This is a genomic window from Paraburkholderia sp. RL17-383-BIF-A, assembly GCF_046028015.1.
Taxonomy (GTDB): domain Bacteria; phylum Pseudomonadota; class Gammaproteobacteria; order Burkholderiales; family Burkholderiaceae; genus Paraburkholderia.
This window is the reverse complement of record NZ_JARESR010000019.1, coordinates 54,531-71,420: the sequence shown is the minus strand read 5'-3', so window position 1 is coordinate 71,420 and position 16,890 is coordinate 54,531. Positions and strand designations below refer to the sequence as shown.

The following is a 16,890-nucleotide window of genomic DNA, read 5'->3' as shown; positions in this document are numbered from 1 at the left end:
GAGGAGACCTCAGCACGTGTCACGACACAACCGGGCGGCAGCCGGCGATTCACACCGGCCAGCCGCCCGATTTCTTTTCGGGCGACGCACCGCCAAGTTGCTCCCCGACGACGCCCGACTTACCCACGCCCGCAAACACCCCGCATCGCTTCTTCGGCGTGAAAAAACGGGCTTGTTCATTTAGCCTGGTGAATGTCCGCACGCGGCGACGCCGCCGGCCGTGCGCTCACCTATGATGTTTAGGACGCCACGTGGTTTTTTTCGCCGTCCGCCAATCGCACGCACTATCCGGACAGCTTGCTGGCGCTAAAGCGGTCGCGCCGCATCCACGACGCGTCGCAGACCTTCAGCGACGATGGCAGCGCGCCACGAGCCGGCATCGCCAATTCGAATTGGAGACGCCCATGAAATTCATCGTCCAATGGACCGGTCAACCTACTGCCGAGGGTTCCGTCATCGAACGCTTCATGAAGACCGGAGGCCAGGCGCCGGACGGTATCAAACTGCTGGGCCGTTGGCACGCTATCGGCGGATTGCACGGCTTTGCGGTCGTCGAAGCGGACGACACGCGCGGCATCTCGGCGCTGGCGCTCGAATGGGGCGACCTGCTCACCATGAGCATCTTCCCGGCCATGACCGACGAAGACCTGGGCGCCGCCCTCGGCAGACATCTGGCCGCCCGCAACAAGTAAGTACATCATGAGCGCCGGGCTCGCCGCGCCGCTTCCGAGCGGGCAACTGCTGCCGTTCCGCGAATCGCTGCTGGCGATGCTCGGCATCGCCTTCGTCGCGATGCTGGTGGCGCTGGACCAGACCATTGTCGGCACCGCCCTGCCGCGTATCGTCGCCGAACTGAAGGGCTTCGACCTGTACGCGTGGGTCGCGACGTCGTACATGCTGGCTTCTGTCATCACGATTCCCATCTTCGGGCGACTGGGCGATCTGTTCGGCCGCAAGCGCTTTCTACTCGCCGCGATCCTGTTGTTCACCGGTGCTTCCGTCTTGTGCGGACTCGCCAACAGCATGTTGGTATTGGTGATTTCTCGCGGCCTGCAAGGGATCGGCGGCGGCATTCTGATCGGCACGGTATTCGCCACCGTCGCCGATCTGTTCCCCAATCCGAAACTGCGGTTGCGCTGGCTGGTGTTCGTCACTTCCGCGTTCGGCATCGCCAACATGATCGGGCCGACCCTCGGCGGCATGTTGACGCAATATGGCGGCTGGCGACTGGTGTTCTTCGTCAACGTTCCGGTCGGACTCGTGTCGCTGCTGTTCGTGCAGCGCTTTCTGCCGCCGCTTCTCCATCTGCGGCGCAAGGGTCCCGTGCGGCTCGACTGGCTCGGTGCGTTCGTGCTCGCGCTCACGTTCGGCGCAGTGCAACTGCTGATCGAGCTGCTTCCGAGGCGCGGTCTCGACACCACGACCGTCGTGCTGATCGTCGTGAGCGCGACTTGCGGACTGATTCTGTGGCTATGGGAGCGGCGCGTGGGCTATCCGATCGTGCCGGTGGACATGCTCATGGACCGCAAGCTCTCCGCGCTCTTCGCCATGTCGGTGCTCGGCGGCTTCGCGCTGTTTTCGCTGGTGTTTTACGTGCCGCTGCTGTTTCAGGGCGGCTACGCGATGTCCGCGCATGACTCGGGCATGCTGATTACGCCGCTGCTGCTCGGCACGACGGTGGGCAGCGTGGTCAACAATCGTATCGTCACACGGATCCATCGCGCGAACGGCATCATGTATGTCGGTTTTGCGCTATCCGCGCTTGCCTGTCTCAGCGTGGTCGTCTTGCGAGGCACGGAGCCGCATCTGGTGTGGATGTCGTGTATGGGTATCAGCGGAATCGGCCTCGGCCTGGTCGCCACCAGCCTGACGATTTGTTCGCAGCAGATCGTCGCGCGGGATCATGTCGGCGCGGCCACCGCGCTGCTTCAATCGCTCAGGACATTCGGCGGCATGCTCGGCACCGTGATGACCGGCGCGTTGCTCGGCCATCTCTATTCGCGCGGCGTGCATCGCTCGCTCGACTCCTATCAGGCGACGCAGTGGTTCAAATCCTTCGCCAGTCCTGAACTGCTGGTGGATCGCGCGGAACAGGCCGCGTTGATCAATCGTCTGGTAAGCGCCGGCCACGCGGGCGACGCCATGATGAGATCCGCCCGCGAAGCATTGGTGCAATCGATTCACATCGGCATTCTGGTGGCTGGCGGCGCCGCGCTGATCGGGCTGTGCCTCGCGTGGTTCGTGCCCCCCGTGCGCATCAGCTATTCGGAAAGCGACCTCACGCAAGACGGCCAACCAGCCGCAGACGCCCTTCCACCGCACCGCAGCGTGCTCTAAAGACGCCGCCCCATCTTCTTCTTGCATTCTGTATCGGTCGATATATAATCCGTTTCTATATCGACCGATACAGAATAGTCGTCAGCGACGCAGGAAGGACATTCATCATGGCGAGACCTCGCGAATTCGATGAGCACGACGTGCTGGAAGCGGCGAGCGCGGCTTTCTGGACAAAGGGCTACGAGGCGACCACCACGCGCGACCTGGTCAAATCGACCGGCCTGACGCAGCCGAGCCTCTACAACGCATTCGGCGACAAGCGCGCGCTGTATCTGCGTGCGCTCGAGCATTACCTCGAGCACACGTTGCGCGAGCGCATTAATCGGCTGGAGCGCAGCGTGTCGCCGGCTCAGGGCATCACCCTGTTCTTCCATGAGATCCTGGAGCGAACGTTCGCCGACCCTGGCAAACGCGGCTGCATGCTGGTCAATACGGCGATCGAAACCGCATCGGATGACGAAGCATTCCGTGAAATCGTCGCCACGGAATTCGCAGAAGTCCGGGCGTTTTTCTACCGACGCATGGTCGCGGCCACCGAAAGCGGTGAGATCACCGCCGTCGTTTCCGCCGACGACGCCGCAACGCACCTGCTGGCCACGCTGATCGGCGTTCGCGTCCTCGCGCGGGTCGATCCGCAACCGGCGCTGCTGATCGGCGCGATAGCGCCGGTTCTGCTGCTGCTCGGTTTGCCTGCTCTACCGGCGCAAGACAACAACGTTTGAGCCGGGCGCCTGACAAGGCGCAACCCTCCACTTCGATTTCATCACCGCCATCCGGCAGCGCCGCCATCAGCGCGCGCACCGGTAAAGGAACCGTCATGTCCGCTGCACCGATAACGTCCGCCAGTCCAGTCTCACTCGACGCCCGCGCGCTCTTTGCAACGCTCGCCGGACTGTGCGGCAGTCTCGTCGCCATCGGCCTCGCCCGCTTCGCTTACACGCCGTTGATTCCCTCGCTGATCCAGGCGCACTGGTTCAGTTCGTCGCAAGCGGTTACGCTCGGCGCGGCGAACTTCGCCGGTTATCTGGTCGGCGCGTTGATCGGCCGGCCGCTTGCATCGGCGCTCTCGAACCGCACCGCGTTGCGCCTGCTGATGGTCGTGGTGACCGCCGCCTTCTTCGCCTGCGCGTATCCGCTTTCGGTGAGCTGGTTCTTTGCGTGGCGTTTGTTGTCGGGCATTTCCGGTGGCGCGATCATGGTGCTGGTGGCGACCTCGATTCTTCCGCATATTCCGGCGCCGCGCCGTGGCTTCGTGAGCGGCATGATCTTTCTCGGGCTGGGCCTCGGCATCGCGGCATCCGGCACGTTGATTCCGAAATTGCTCCACTTCGGCTTGCAGACTGCGTGGATCGGCCTCGGCATCGTGGCATTGGTGCTGACCGCCGTGAGCTGGTTCGGCTGGCCCTCCACGAACCCGCCCGCCGCAGTCGTGCCGCCCGGCGCACATCACACGGCGCGCCCGCACGGCTTGACGCTGCGCGTGCTGTACGCGCAATACGCGGCGAATGCCCTCGGCCTCGTACCGGCGATGGTGCTGCTCGTCGACTACGTCGCTCGCGGCTTGGGGCGTGGCGCTGCAATCGGCGCGGACTACTGGGTGCTGTATGGCCTCGCCGCGATCGTCGGTCCGGTGATCTGCGGCAACGCTGCCGATCGTATCGGCTTCGGCAAGGCGTACCGCGTCGGCCTGCTTCTGCAAGCAGCAGCGGTGGCCCTGCTCGCCTTTTCAGGCAGCGCAGTGACGCTGGCTGTATCGACCGTGATTCTGGGCATTTTCACACCGGGCGTCGTGCCGCTCGTGCTCGGACGCATTCACGAACTCGTGCCGCACGATCACACCGAACAGCGCGCCGCGTGGAGCCGCGCGACGACAGCCTTTGCGCTCTTCCAGGCACTGGGCGGATACGGCTACTCGTACCTTTTCTCGCACACGCATAACGATTACGCGTTGATCTTCACTTGCGGAGCGATAGCACTCGCTATCGCGTTCGTGGCGGATCTCGTTGCATCGCGTATCGGAGCCGCCGCCCGCAACACCGCTCGGTGACGCGGCAAAGAATTTCCAGCTCGACGTTCGCCCTGGGCATGCGGTTTGCTCAACCATGACATCGATACTGTAGTTCGCAGGAACGCTCGCAATACGGGTCCTGTGTGGCTGTCGTGAAGGCAGATCTTATCAACCAGGCGGAGGTCATTCATATGTTGGGAACTATTCTTCTAGTCGTGCTGATTCTTCTCCTGATCGGTGCGCTCCCGTCGTGGCCGCACAGCCGTTCTTGGGGCTACGGTCCTACCGGCGGCATCGGTCTCGTGGTGATCGTGGTGATCGTGCTGCTGGTCGTCGGCGTCATCTAGCCGTTGATGCCGTAGCGAGGTAACAGTCTTATTCTTTGAAGTTGGGTCGAAGGCCGCCGGATATCTCTGCAGTTCGCTGCATGGATATCCGGCGGCCTTTCCTTGTCGCCGGTCGACTCACATCCCAACTTGTCACGCCGGGGGGACACGATGGAAAAATTACTCGCGAATCAGGTTGCTCTCGTCACAGGCGCCAGTTCGGGCATTGGCTACGGTGTCGCCAAAGCGCTTGCGGACGCAGGCGCGGCCGTCGTCGTGAACTATCACTCGCATGCCGAGGCGGCCGAGCGCAACGGAGGATATCGGCAGGGCCGCAATCTGGCTCGCCTCGGATGAAAGCGACTACGTGATCGGCACGACGTTGCTCGTCGACGGCGGCATGACGCTGTATCCGGGCTTCGGGGACAACGGTTAGCCGTTGCCCGTGAGCAGTTGTTCGAAGAGATCCGTATCGCCCATCTGCCCGCCCTTGAGCATGATCTCCATGCCATCGAGTTCCGCGCGATCGGCGTGAAGACGGCACACCGTGACGCCCGCCGACAACGGCGCGATATACGACAGTCCCCATGCGCCGAGCGCGCGCACGGCAAGACTCGACGTGTCGCCGCCCGCAATGCCGATGCGGTGCAAGCGCACGGCACCGAGCACCTGTTGCAACAGTGACGCGCACGCGTGCGCGAGTGCCGGCAGCGCGCCGCCTTCGCCCGACGGTTGGCGCCTTGTGAACGCAAGTACGTTGCGTCCGTCGCGCAACGGGCCGGTGATCGCCGCCAACCGGCCGGCCAGATAGTCGCTCGCCGCGTCGCCCGTCATTTGCAAGGGGTCCAGTTCCACGCGCAGATAGGATTGCGCCGCTCGGATCTGCACCTCGGTCAACGGCGACAGACTGCCCGCCAGCACGAAAACGGGTCCGCGCGCACGGGTCAACAGCGGCGCGCTTCGGGTTTGCGCCGCGGCAAGTTCGGCGCCGGTCTCGCGCGCTAACGCGTACGCCTGCGCGACGCTGCTCGCGCCGATCGCGAGCAAAGGCGCCGATCTCGCGGCATGACGCGCGATGAGCCGGCCTAGCGCTTGCAGATGCGAATCATCGAGCACGTCGAACAGCAACGCGTCGGGTTTCGAATCGAGCCGGCGCTGGACTTGCGCTTCGAGCCCGGCGTCGTCGCCGGCATAGCAGCGCCAGTCGATCAATTGCACATTGTCCACACCCTGACGCTGAAGATGCACGCGCAAGTCCGCTTCGTTCATCGGCGTGACGGGGTGCCGGCTCATAGTCGGATGACGGTCGATGCGATAGACCGTCTGCGCGCTATCGGTCGCACCGGCTGCCGCGAATAGTTCGCCGAACACGCAATAGCGGCGCAAATTCGGCTGACCGCCGATCACCGCGACGAGTTCGTTCGCACAATACGCGCGCAACGTGCGCAGCGCCACGCCGATGCTGCCGGTCTCCGGCGCGCTATCGAACGTCGAACACACTTTGTAGTGCATCACCCGCACGCCGAGTTCCGCAAAAGCGGCGCCGACTTGCTCGAGCTCCTGCCGCTGCGCAGCGGGTGCCATGCTCCGAGCGGCGCCCGCCACGCCAATTGCATCGAGCCGGCCGAGCGTCGAAAGACGCGCGGCATCCGGCGGCGCGAAGAACAGCATGGTGCGCAAACCCGCGCGAGCGAGATGAGCCAGCGTGTCGGTCGCGCCGGTGAAGTCGTCACCGTAGAAGGCGTAAGCGGGAGCGTCGCTAGATCTCTCGCGCACAGTGCTCATCGTTTGTTCCGTGTCGCGGGCAGGGGTCACGTGCGGCTGCCGAAAAACGCCAGCGCGCGCCGTAGTTCCGGCATGTGCTCGGCGTACTCCGGCAGCGGCGTGCCGGCCTGCACCGCCGCCCACGCCTGGCGCACGCTCGTGACGCCCGCAGCGGGGCCGTCCGGATGCGCGAGAATGCCGCCGCCCGACATGAACAGCAAGTCGGTCGAGCGCACCGCGTCGAAGGTCGCCTGAACGGTGCCGGCCCACTGCCCTGACGAAAACGCCGGCAGCACCGCATCGTCGCGACCGGCGGCGAGCGGTGTCGCGCAATCGCGCGCCGACTCGATCACTTCGGCGTCGCTCTGGGCGAATTTGCCGGCCAGACCGTGCACGTGCATGTGATCGACGCCGCTCAAGCGCCACAGCGTCTGATAAGCCTGAAACGACATGCCGAGCGCCGGATCGCGCGACATCATGCCGTAGCCGTTGCGGTGCGCGTGAAGCACCAGCGGGGTCGCGCGGCGCAGCGTCTGGATCGCGGAAAAGCCGCACCAGTTGATGCTCGCCATCACGCAACTGCCGCCTTCGCGCTCGACCAGTTCCGCGTGGCGACGCATGGCGTCGAAGTCGTCGGTGATATTGAACGCGACCATCACAGGCCGGCCGCTGCGTTCACGGTAGCGGCGCACTTCGGACATCACTGCCCGCACGCGCTCCGCAAGCGGCGCATGCGCGGGATTTGCGCACACCTCGTCGTCCTTGATGAAATCGACGCCCGCCTCGCACAGATCGCGCACCAGCGCCGCCGTTTCCGCCGCGCTCAGGCCGACATTAGGCTTGATGATGGTGCCGATCATCGGCCGGTCCTTCACTTGCGTCAGCGCGCGCGTGCCCGCCACGCCATGCCGTGGCCATTCGAAACGCGCGCGATACGAAGCCGGCAAACGTAGCGAGAGCAGCCGCATACCGGTCACCTCGCCGAGATCGTATAGATTACCGGCGACGGTCGCCGCCAACGTGGGTAGATTCGCGTCGATATTGGCGAGCGGAAACGACAGCGTGATGCGCGCGCGCCGCCACGGCCCCGGCGTGCCCTGACGCGCGAGCCATGCATTCGGCAAGCTGGGCTGCGCCGCCGCCTCGAGTTCTTCGACGCGCAGCACGCTCGCGCGGCTACGTGCGCGCAGCGCATCCGATTCGTTGGCGACGCGCACGAACGTGCCGCTCGACTGTTCGCCCGCCATGACGTCCGCGACGCGGCGAGGGTCGAGCGGCGTCTCGATCAGATAGTCGGCTTCGAGCGTGTCTTCGTCGGCGGTCTGTGGTTGCGGCGCCGCGCTCATAGCGTGCCCAGATCAGGAAAGCGGCGCACCGGCTCGCGGCCGTCCCAGTCGAGCGAAGCCTTGTAGATCATGTCGAAGAGCTTGCCTTTCGGCCCGGCGATCTCGGACAACTCGATCACCGTACCGGGATGATTCTCCGTGTCGAAGTAGACAAAGCGCCCGTTGCGCCCCACTTCGCCGCTCATCGCGACTTTGAAACCTTGCGCCTGCAGGCGCGCGAGATCGGCGTCGAACGAGGTAGTCCAGTACGCGTTGTGCTGCAACCCGGTATGGCCCGCGGCGAGAAAGTCGCGATACATCGACGGTGCGTCGTTACGCGTCTGGATCAATTCGACCTGCAACGGTCCCGAGTTCGCCAGCGCAACCGAGTTATGCACCTCGTACGTTTGCCCACGGTACGTATAGTTTTCGATCGGCACGCGTTCGTTATAAAACCACGGACCGACGCCGAGCACGCGGCTCCAATAGTCCATCGCGGCTTCGATATCCCGCACCACATAACCTGCCTGCCGGATTTCGCCAAAGAAACGACTCATGAAACTCTCCCGATGCTGCGGGGTTGAAAGACGAGCGACGCCCCGGCGCGGCGAAAACACGGCGCCCGAAGGTCGAACCTGTTAAGAAACCTGAGAGACCCGCTTAGAGAAACCCGATCGAAATCCAGGGAATTGCCGCGACCACGATCAGGCCGACGAGCAACGCGCCCATATAGCCGACAATCGGCCGAATGCCCGCGTCGGGATTGACCTTGCTGATCGCGCACGCCGAGTAGTAGCCGACGCCGAACGGTGGCGAAAAAAGGCCCACACCCATCGAGAGAATCACGACGATCGCGTAATGCACTTCATGCACACCCGCGAGCCGCGCAATTGGAAACAGCAGCGGTCCGAACAGCACGATCGCCGGAATCCCTTCGAGCACGCTGCCGAGCATCACGAATACGACGATCGACACCGCGAGAAAGCCGTATGCGCCGCCTGGCATCGAGCCCATGACTTGCGCGAGATCCTGCGAAAAGCCGGACTGCGTAAGCGCCCACGCCATGGCAGTGGCACAGCCGATGATGAAAAGAATCGCACCCGACAACGTCGCCGCATCCACCAGCATGCGGCCAAGCCGCCGCCAGTCGAAGCGGCGATACACCAGCAGCCCGATCAGCATCGAATACGCAATGCCGATGGTCGACACCTCGGTCGCCGTCGCCACGCCTTCGACCACGGCCATGCGAATCACAAACGGCAGCGCGAGCGCGGGCAGCGACACGATGAACAGACGCCCGATTTGCCGCTTGCTGAAACGTTGCGCGCCGCTCAGGTCTTCCTTGCGATAGCGCCACCACACCACCGCACACAGAATCAGCGCGAGCACCGCGCCTGGCAGCATGCCCGCCGTAAAGAGCGCGGAGATCGACAGGCCCGTCACCGAACCGATCGTGATCAGCACAATGCTCGGCGGAATGGTTTCGCTTTGTGCACCGGTCGTGGCGAGCAGCGCAACCAGATCGCCTTCGGAAGCGCCGCGTTTCTTCATCTCCGGGAACAGCACCGGCGCGATCGCCGCCATGTCAGCCACTTTCGAACCGGAGATGCCCGACACCAGGTACATGGCGCCGATCAGCACGAACGACAGGCCACCATGCACATGGCCGACGAGGCTTGCGAGAAACTCGATCATCGCGCGCGCCATGCCGGTCATCTCGATCAGCAGGCCGAGAAAGACGAAGAGCGGCACCGCCAGCAGCACGAGATGCGACATGCCTTCGTCCATGCGCCCGACCACGACTTCGAGCGGCGTAAAGGTCGAGAGGCCCAGATAACCGAACGTGGCGAGCGCAAACGAAAACCCGATCGGCACGCCCGAAAAAATCCCGACCGCCACGACGCCGACGAAAAAGATCACGAGATTGGTCTTGCCGAGCGTTTGAAACCACGGCCCGGCGAACACGACCACTGCGCCAAGTACGGCGGTGATCCCGAGCGCGATCACGACGTCGCGCACGCGGCTCACCTGGGCCAGACGAATCAGCCCCACCAGCAGCATGAGCGCGGCGCCGATCGGCAACGCGAGCGCGCGCCACGCATTGCTGATCTGCAAGGCGGGCGTCACGATCGCCGCCTCGCCGGAGGCATAGTCGTACGCAGGAGCGATCAACAGCGCGAGCAACGCGATCGATGCGGCGATCGCCAGCGTATCGACCAACGCGCGACGCGGCGCCGACAGCCGGCTGACCAGCGCGGTCATGCGCATATGTTCGCCGCGCCGCAACGCGAGCACCGCGCCGAGCATGGCGAGCCACAGGAACAGAATGCCCGCCAGTTCATCGGACCATACGAGCGGCTGGTGCAGCGCGTAACGACACACCACGCCCGCCAGCATCACGACGATCTCCATGGCGAGCAGCGCCGCCGCGCACACTTCGACGAGCGCGATCAGACCGCGATCGAAACTCCTCAGCCAGCGGCGCGGCATGCTCGCGGTGTGCAACGGCACTCCCGCTTCCGCCGGATTCAATGCGTGATTCGACATCCTGCTGCCTCCTCGCGGCGGCTCGCCGCGCTTCGTCTCAGCCTCGCCCGCATGCAGCACGGTCAGGCCAGCTTGCCGACTGATTGTTCGAGCAGGTCCCACGCCTGATTGCCGAACTTGCTTTTCCATTCGGCGTAGAAACCCGCCTGGCGCAACGCCGCGCGAAACGTATCCGGCGCAGGACGGTTGATCGAGAGCCCCTTGCTTTGCAGATCCGCGACTGCCGCGTCGTTCAGCTTGCGCACGTCCTCACGCTGCCTGAGCGCCGACTGGTTGAACGCGTCGCTGGCAATGCCCTGCAGATCCTTGGGCAAGCGTTGCCACGCGCGCGGGTTCAACACGAACCAGTAGCCGTCCCACATGTGATTGGTCAGCGAACAGTACTTCTGCACCTCGTAGAGCTTGGCGACCTGCACGATCGGCAGCGGATTCTCCTGGGCATCGACGATATGCGTTTGCAGCGACGAATAGACCTCGCTGAATTGCAGGCTCGTCGGCGCGGCGCCGAGTCCTTTGAACATATCGATGCTGAGCGGACTCACCGGCACGCGAATCTTCAGACCGCGCATGGTCTGCGCGCTCGTGATCGGGCCATTGCTGGTGGTGGTCTGACGAAAACCGTTGTCCCACATCTTTTCGAACGATTCGAGGCCGGCCTTCTGCATCGCCGCGCGCACGTATGCGCCGAGCTTGCCGTCCATGGCGCCCCACACCTGGTTGTAGTCGCTGAACGCGAAGCCGACCGCGTTGATCGCAACCGATGGCGCAAGCGTCGATACCACCAGCGCCGACGGCGTGAACATTTCGATGCCGCCGCTGCGCACCTGCGCGAGCATGTCGGTGTCGCCGCCCAACTGGTTGTTAGGGAATATCCGGATCTCCATGCGCCCTTTCGACGCCTCTTTGATCTGGTTGGCCGCTTCCTGCGAGCGCACGTTCAACGGATGCGTGAGCGGCAGGTTGTTGCCGTACTTGAACACGAACTCCGGGCCGGACGCCGCGCGCACGATCGCCGGAAAGCCCAGCGCGCCGGCTACCGGCACGGCGGCTGCCGCACGCAGCAGTGTGCGTCTCGCGAGGTTGGTCATTTGAGCGTCTCCTTGCTTATAATTGATGTGAACGTCGAATCCATCAAAAACCATCATCGCCCGCTCTTACGCCTTGATTTCCAGTCGCCGGTGTTGAGTCGTCGCGTGATAGCTGCAAGACTAGGCGTGCGCGGCAAGCGCTGTCAAACCGCGAACTTGATGGTTTTTGATGGACTTCCTTTCTGTGAAGGACTGCTATGTCCGAAACGGTTCACCTCAGCGCCGCTGCGCGCGCGCGCATTCCCGACATTGCGCGCGCCGCCGGCGTTTCGACCGCCACAGTGGATCGCGTGCTCAATGGCCGCGAAGGCGTGCGTGCCGTGACGGCGCAACGCGTGCTGCAAGCGGCCGCCCAACTCGGCTATCTGCTCACGCCTCAGGCGCCTACCGCGTCCGCCTCGAAGCCGATGCGCATTGCGTTCCTGCTGCCCGCCGGCACCAATCGCTATTTGCGCATGCTCGGCGACTACATCGACTTCGCTCACGATCAGTGGAACGCGTTGGATATGAAGTGCCGCGTGCACTACGTCGAGAGTTTCAACCCGAAGGAACTGGCCGACCGTCTGTTGCATTACGGACAGCGTGCGGACGGCGTGGTGTTCATGGCGCTCGAACATCCCGTTGTGCGCGATGCCGTGAATGCATTGGCCGACCAGGGCGTGCCGGCCATCACGTTGATTTCGGATTTATCGAATGCGCGGCGGCTGGCTTATGTGGGTATCGACAATCGTGCGGCCGGGCGGACGGCTGCGCTACTGCTCGGACGCTTCATGGGTCCGCGGCCGAGCGGAAAGATCGCGATGCTCGCGGGCAGCCTCAACTATCGTGGACATGAGGAACGCGAGATCGGCTTTCTCCATTTGATCGAATCGACGTTCCCACAAGTGCGCGTAATTGGATTGCGTGAAGGACACGATGATAGCGAGCGCAACTATATGCAGACGCGCAAGCTACTGGAGCAGCATCCGGATCTGGCCGGCATTTACAACAGCGGCGGCGGATCGGATGGCGTGGCGCGCGCGATTGTCGAAGCGCGTTCGGAACAGAAGATTCTGTTCGTCGGTCATGGCTTGACGCCCGACACGCGAGCCTTGTTGATCGACGGCACCATGGACGCGTTGATCACGCAAACGCCGCAGGCCATGGTGGGGAATTGTCTGCGCATTTTCCGCAACGTGCGCGAGAAGCGCGATGCATTGAGCGACGTGAAGCCTGTGCAATTCAGCATTGTTCTGCGGGAAAATTTGCCCTGAGATGACCGCGAGAGCGTCACGTAAGAGAACGTCGCACGTCAGGCACGCCGGATGCTCAATCACTTTCGTATTCAAACCTCGATACGAAAGGAGATCACACCATGCCTTATCTTCTCGGCTGGCTGCTTGGCGTTCCGTTGATCGTACTGGTCATCCTGTACCTCATTTTCCATTAACTCCTTGGTGAGAGTTCACCACTTGCGCAGTTGAACTGAACTTCGTTTCATTGCTTCGTTTCACTGCGGCGCGGCCTCTCTGAGGCTGCGACACGAAAGGCGACGCCGGTGTTCGGCTGTCGCCTTTCGTGCGTCCGCTCGATGCTCGCTTGCGGGAGCACGCGCGTGCATATCTTTCCGCTTGCACTGCAGCGAATGGCGCGTAAAACTAATCTTCGCTGGTCCACGCACGATGCCATATCTGCATACGTATGCCCGGAAAGCGTGCGAGCACGGAGGGACCGATGGCAAGCAACGAGTACACGCTGTCACACCAGGACGTGGTGAAGGCCGTCATTATTCATCAGGGTATTCATGAGGGCTTCTGGACGCTCAACGTCAATTTCGACGTGGCGGCCGGCCACGGCGCGCAAACATCCGATCCATGCCTTGCGGTGACGATCAGGGGCATCGGCATCATGCGCGCGTCGCCGGCCGATCCGTTCGCGATCGACGCCGCATTGGTCAATCCGCCGGCGCCCCAGCGTGTGGAAGGAACGGTTCATATTGCGGCGGCCGTGAACGGCACGCATGAGCACGGCATGCAATTTTGTCGCGACGTCTATCGCAATGTTGCGGTACAGAGCGCGGTAAAGGGGCCCGTCAAAGCGGGCTAACCACGCGAGAACGTGTGGCTATTTTTCCAAGCAATCTATGATGGCCGCTGCGCTGCGCTGTAGTGGATGCGCTCAGTGCAGAGCGGCGCCCATGCTAACCAGCACACGCTGCACCAATGATTCGCCGCACGTTGCCGCATCGGCCTATGTAAAACCGTGCATAGACGATGAGAAGAAATTGCCGTCGATGCCACGCTCCGTGCAAACACGAGAGCCAATGCATGTCGGCTGGGAACATGCGTTCATGCCCGGCGAGCGCGCCCTCCGACGTGGGTAACGCCGGAAATCGCCCGCGTGCCGCCTTCCTGTGAAAGACAGCGAGACCCGGATGGCGGCTTTTGGCCGCATGAGACCGTGGGCGCGAGGCCCGCGGCTCGGACGGTTGTCCCGGGCATGAATGCACCCTGAAAATATATCCGGAGACAGTCTGGATAGGCTTCTTAAAGCAATGAAGCTTATGGTCAGAGTCGGGACGATATTCAGCTAGAATGCAAATTTAATGAACAATCTTCCGCCATCGTCCATGAGCACCCGAAATCGCCCGCTCGACAACCAGGATCGCAAGATCCTGCGCGAGTTGCAGAAAAACGCGCGCCTGAGCAACGCCGAACTGGCCGAGCTGGTTGGCATGTCGACCACCGCGTGCTGGAACCGCACGCGTCAATTGGAAACCGATGGGTATATCCGCGGCTACGTCGCCCTGCTCGATCAGCAGAAGCTCGGCTTCGCGGACGTCGTCCTGCTCGAAGTCACTTTAGACCGTCACGACGACGACGCCCTCGCCCGCTTCGGCGCCGAACTGGCTACGCTCACCGAGGTGCTCGAGGCTTATCTCGTGTCGGGCGACTACGACTATCTGGTGAAGGTAGCGGTCGACGGTACGGCGGGCTATGAGCGTTTTCTGCGCGAGAAGCTCTACAAGATCGCCGGCATCCGTCATAGCCGTTCGATGTTCGCCTTGCGTTGCATGAAGAGCATCCCGTCCGTGCAGGTGTGACATGTGAGGTGCGCAATGTGGGGCGCGCGGCGCACTTGCCTGCATACGCGGCCCCACATTCAGCGCAGCGGCTTCTGACACGCCGCCAGCACCGCGCCTGCCGCGAGCAACAGCGCGGAATACACCAGCCCGCGCGCGAGGCCCGCGCCGTCCGAGACCCAGCCGATCACCATCGGCCCGACGATCTGCCCGAACGCGAACACGATTGTGAACGCGCTAATGCCCTTGGCCCAGTGACTGGCGGGCAGATTGTGGCGCACGAAGGCCGTAGTCGACGCCACGGCCGAAAGGAATGTCGCGCCGAACAGCGCGCCGGATACGAACGCCACCCAAGGCTGCGTGAACAGCGCGGGCAGCAGCGTCGCCACTGCGAGCAATGTGTTGAGGACCGCAAGCGCCTGGCCGCCGCGCATACGGTCGAGCAGACTCGACCACACGCGCGCCGACACCACGGTCGCCACGCCGAGCAGCAGATAGAAGCCCGTGACGACAGCCGCGCTCATGCCCGCATTGCGCAGCAACGCGACGATGAACGTCATGTAGCCGATATAGCCGACGCCGAACAATCCGTATCCCGTCAGCGCCAGACTGAATCGCGGCCAGCGGGGCGCGTTGGCGGCCGTGTGTGACTGCGCAGCTGACGACAGCGTCGGATGCACGCTCTCGATTTTTCGCGCCGCGCCGACGGCCACCGCGGCGAGCACCGCGCACGCGAGCGCGAGTGCGAACCACGCGAACTGCCAACCGTGCGCGACGTTGACAATGGTCAGCGGCACCAGCACCGACGACGCCACGATGCCCCACCCCGTGCCGCCGTAATACAAGCCGAGGACAAGCCCCGCGTCGTGCGGTCTCGCTGACGCAAGCCGTGCCGCCAACACGCCGCCGCTGATAAAGATCGCCGCACTGCTCGCGCCGGTGACCACGCGCAGCGCGAGCAGTGAGTGCGTGTCGGCAACCAGGCCGCTGCCGGCCATTAGAAGCGCCGTGGCCACGCAACCGCCGCCGAACAGCGCGCCGGCTGACCAGCGGCGCGCAAGGCGCGGAAAAGCCAGCGCACCGAGCAGATAACCCAACGCATTAGCCGTGTTCATCGCGCCGGCTTGCGCGAAGCTCCAGCCGAGGTCGAGTTTCATCGACGGCAACAGCAGCGCGTAGGCGAAACGCGCAAGCCCGAGCGCAATCGCGCTTCCTAGCGACAGCGTGGCGGCAAGCATCAGCGTGGGGAGGCGCTGCGCCGTCTGGGCAGGCTTGGAAGTCGAGGCGGCGTCGAGTGTTTTTATCGGCATTTGGCTGGCGGGAAGTGGGCAAGGAGACTGCAAGCCGTTTGTGCCGGAAAGGCTGAATTCGGCACTTCGCCATCATATCCGCGGACGCTTGGCGGGGTTGACCGTTAGTTGCGTTGTGGCATCGACGTTCTGCGCCATGGCCGCGCACGTGTTGCGGCAGGCGCCGGACGTGCATCACTGTGACAACACTCCTAAATGCGAATGATTTGCATTTAGGCGGAATTTGGCTCATCATCCAACCCAGCCGGCTCAAGGTGAAACAAGCAGCTGATGCCGGCACCCGACATAACCTCCGACGCAGGTTCTGCGTCATCGCCCATCCGTCGCACGACATGCGCTGGCCTGCGACGCGGCATCTGTCCCATCTGGCCGGCGCGATTCGTTGGACCGTGTCCATCCAGGAGCATCGATGAACTTTCGCTCTCAGCACACCGGCCGTCCGGAACTGATCGACGACCATCCGGCCGATTCCGCCGACGCCCCCGATCGCACCGTCCTGAGCGCCGTGCGCACCTGGCTGCGCCCCTCTTGCGAGACGGCGAGCGGCGGTGCGCACTGGCGCGACATACTCAGCGGCGCCGGCTTGCGCCAGGACGGCATCGAACACTTCGATCTGCTGATGCGTTCGCTAATGCACGTGTCGTATCGTCCGCTCGACATGCGCTGCCGCTGCGCCAGCGATCTCGGCAAAGACGAAGCAGTGGTTTTGCAAACCATCGCGCTGCTGCAAAAAACGCACAGCGGCGCCGCATTGCGCATGCTGAACGACTGGCTGCCGGCGCCCGCCGTAAGCGGCGTTCTGAAGTTGATTCGCTGGTTCGCCATCGATCTGCTCGACGCCGGTGTGGAACTCGACGTGCAAGCAAGGCGCGTCACCTACATGCATTGAGGAAGCCCGCGTATGTCATTAGACTCGGACCAGGTTTGTCTGACGGCCTCGCGTGGGCGCGACAGCGGTGCGTCACGCGCAGTCGAGGGCAGCGTTGAAGGCGCAATTGAAGGCTCAGTTGCAAGCGCAGTTGAGCGCACCGCTGAGGGCGCCGCTGGCACACCTGCAGCGCACGCCGCCCGACTCGCACGCGAGATCGCCACGGCAACGGCATTCCAGTGCCATCCACTGACAC

The 16,890-nt window shown here is 63.5% G+C and carries 16 protein-coding genes and 1 pseudogene; 11 read left to right on the top strand and 6 right to left on the bottom strand.

What is annotated here, in order from left to right:
- Positions 1-404 precede the first annotated feature (404 nt).
- The 7 genes and pseudogenes from P0D71_RS21605 (at position 405) to P0D71_RS21575 (ending at position 5,107) form a co-directional block, all read left to right on the top strand.
- Entirely contained in the window at positions 405-692 is a 288-nt protein-coding gene (locus P0D71_RS21605; protein WP_091806161.1) for a DUF3303 domain-containing protein, read from the top strand.
- 7 nt (positions 693-699) lie between these two features.
- Complete coding sequence (locus P0D71_RS21600) at positions 700-2,337, top strand: MFS transporter (RefSeq protein WP_408482019.1); 1,638 nt, start codon at positions 700-702, stop codon at positions 2,335-2,337.
- Between the two features lie 107 nt (positions 2,338-2,444).
- Positions 2,445-3,059 (top strand): TetR/AcrR family transcriptional regulator, encoded by a 615-nt coding sequence (locus P0D71_RS21595; protein WP_408186349.1) that lies wholly within the window; start codon positions 2,445-2,447, stop codon positions 3,057-3,059.
- A 95-nt stretch (positions 3,060-3,154) separates the two neighbouring features.
- Positions 3,155-4,384 (top strand): YbfB/YjiJ family MFS transporter, encoded by a 1,230-nt coding sequence (locus P0D71_RS21590; RefSeq protein WP_408482017.1) that lies wholly within the window; start codon positions 3,155-3,157, stop codon positions 4,382-4,384.
- Positions 4,385-4,536: 152 nt separating this feature from the next.
- The gene (locus P0D71_RS21585) at positions 4,537-4,692 is read left to right on the top strand and encodes a DUF3309 family protein (protein WP_091809080.1); all 156 of its coding nucleotides are present in this window, start codon (positions 4,537-4,539) and stop codon (positions 4,690-4,692) included.
- A gap of 150 nt (positions 4,693-4,842) precedes the next feature.
- Positions 4,843-4,983: pseudogene (locus P0D71_RS21580) on the top strand (SDR family NAD(P)-dependent oxidoreductase); the annotation flags it as partial.
- Positions 4,964-5,107 carry an SDR family oxidoreductase gene (locus P0D71_RS21575; protein ID WP_408294265.1) on the top strand — a complete coding sequence of 48 codons (144 nt, stop codon included), beginning with the start codon at positions 4,964-4,966 and terminating at the stop codon, positions 5,105-5,107. The pseudogene P0D71_RS21580 and the gene P0D71_RS21575, both read left to right, overlap by 20 nt.
- On the opposite strand, the gene P0D71_RS21570 is transcribed toward P0D71_RS21575, so the two are convergent.
- The 5 genes from P0D71_RS21570 to P0D71_RS21550 form a co-directional block, all read right to left on the bottom strand.
- Positions 5,104-6,456 (bottom strand): four-carbon acid sugar kinase family protein, encoded by a 1,353-nt coding sequence (locus P0D71_RS21570; RefSeq protein WP_408482015.1) that lies wholly within the window; start codon positions 6,454-6,456, stop codon positions 5,104-5,106. The two genes, P0D71_RS21575 and P0D71_RS21570, sit on opposite strands and share 4 nt — an antisense overlap.
- A gap of 26 nt (positions 6,457-6,482) precedes the next feature.
- A complete protein-coding gene (locus tag P0D71_RS21565) occupies positions 6,483-7,781 on the bottom strand; it encodes a ribulose-bisphosphate carboxylase large subunit family protein (protein ID WP_408482014.1) in 1,299 nt (432 codons plus the stop codon).
- The gene (locus P0D71_RS21560; RefSeq protein ID WP_091806143.1) at positions 7,778-8,317 is read right to left on the bottom strand and encodes a VOC family protein; all 540 of its coding nucleotides are present in this window, start codon (positions 8,315-8,317) and stop codon (positions 7,778-7,780) included. The genes P0D71_RS21565 and P0D71_RS21560 overlap by 4 nt, the downstream gene beginning before the upstream one ends.
- Positions 8,318-8,420: 103 nt before the next feature.
- Entirely contained in the window at positions 8,421-10,307 is a 1,887-nt protein-coding gene (locus P0D71_RS21555; protein WP_091806139.1) for a TRAP transporter large permease, read from the bottom strand.
- 62 nt (positions 10,308-10,369) lie between these two features.
- The gene (locus tag P0D71_RS21550; RefSeq protein WP_091806136.1) at positions 10,370-11,395 is read right to left on the bottom strand and encodes a TRAP transporter substrate-binding protein; all 1,026 of its coding nucleotides are present in this window, start codon (positions 11,393-11,395) and stop codon (positions 10,370-10,372) included.
- 197 nt (positions 11,396-11,592) lie between these two features.
- On the opposite strand from P0D71_RS21550, the gene P0D71_RS21545 reads away from it, so the two are divergent.
- The 3 genes from P0D71_RS21545 (at position 11,593) to P0D71_RS21535 (ending at position 14,477) form a co-directional block, all read left to right on the top strand.
- Complete coding sequence (locus P0D71_RS21545) at positions 11,593-12,648, top strand: LacI family DNA-binding transcriptional regulator (RefSeq protein WP_408294278.1); 1,056 nt, start codon at positions 11,593-11,595, stop codon at positions 12,646-12,648.
- A 460-nt stretch (positions 12,649-13,108) separates the two neighbouring features.
- On the top strand, positions 13,109-13,480 hold the full coding sequence (locus P0D71_RS21540) for a hypothetical protein (RefSeq protein ID WP_408341863.1): 372 nt from the start codon (positions 13,109-13,111) through the stop codon (positions 13,478-13,480).
- Positions 13,481-14,003: 523 nt separating this feature from the next.
- The gene (locus tag P0D71_RS21535; RefSeq protein ID WP_091806127.1) at positions 14,004-14,477 is read left to right on the top strand and encodes an Lrp/AsnC family transcriptional regulator; all 474 of its coding nucleotides are present in this window, start codon (positions 14,004-14,006) and stop codon (positions 14,475-14,477) included.
- Positions 14,478-14,536: 59 nt separating this feature from the next.
- On the opposite strand, the gene P0D71_RS21530 is transcribed toward P0D71_RS21535, so the two are convergent.
- The gene (locus tag P0D71_RS21530) at positions 14,537-15,766 is read right to left on the bottom strand and encodes a YbfB/YjiJ family MFS transporter (RefSeq protein ID WP_408482012.1); all 1,230 of its coding nucleotides are present in this window, start codon (positions 15,764-15,766) and stop codon (positions 14,537-14,539) included.
- 409 nt (positions 15,767-16,175) lie between these two features.
- Here P0D71_RS21530 and P0D71_RS21525 point away from each other — a divergent pair, with 409 nt between their 5' ends.
- The gene (locus P0D71_RS21525; RefSeq protein ID WP_408186340.1) at positions 16,176-16,655 is read left to right on the top strand and encodes a hypothetical protein; all 480 of its coding nucleotides are present in this window, start codon (positions 16,176-16,178) and stop codon (positions 16,653-16,655) included.
- Positions 16,656-16,890: the final 235 nt, after the last annotated feature.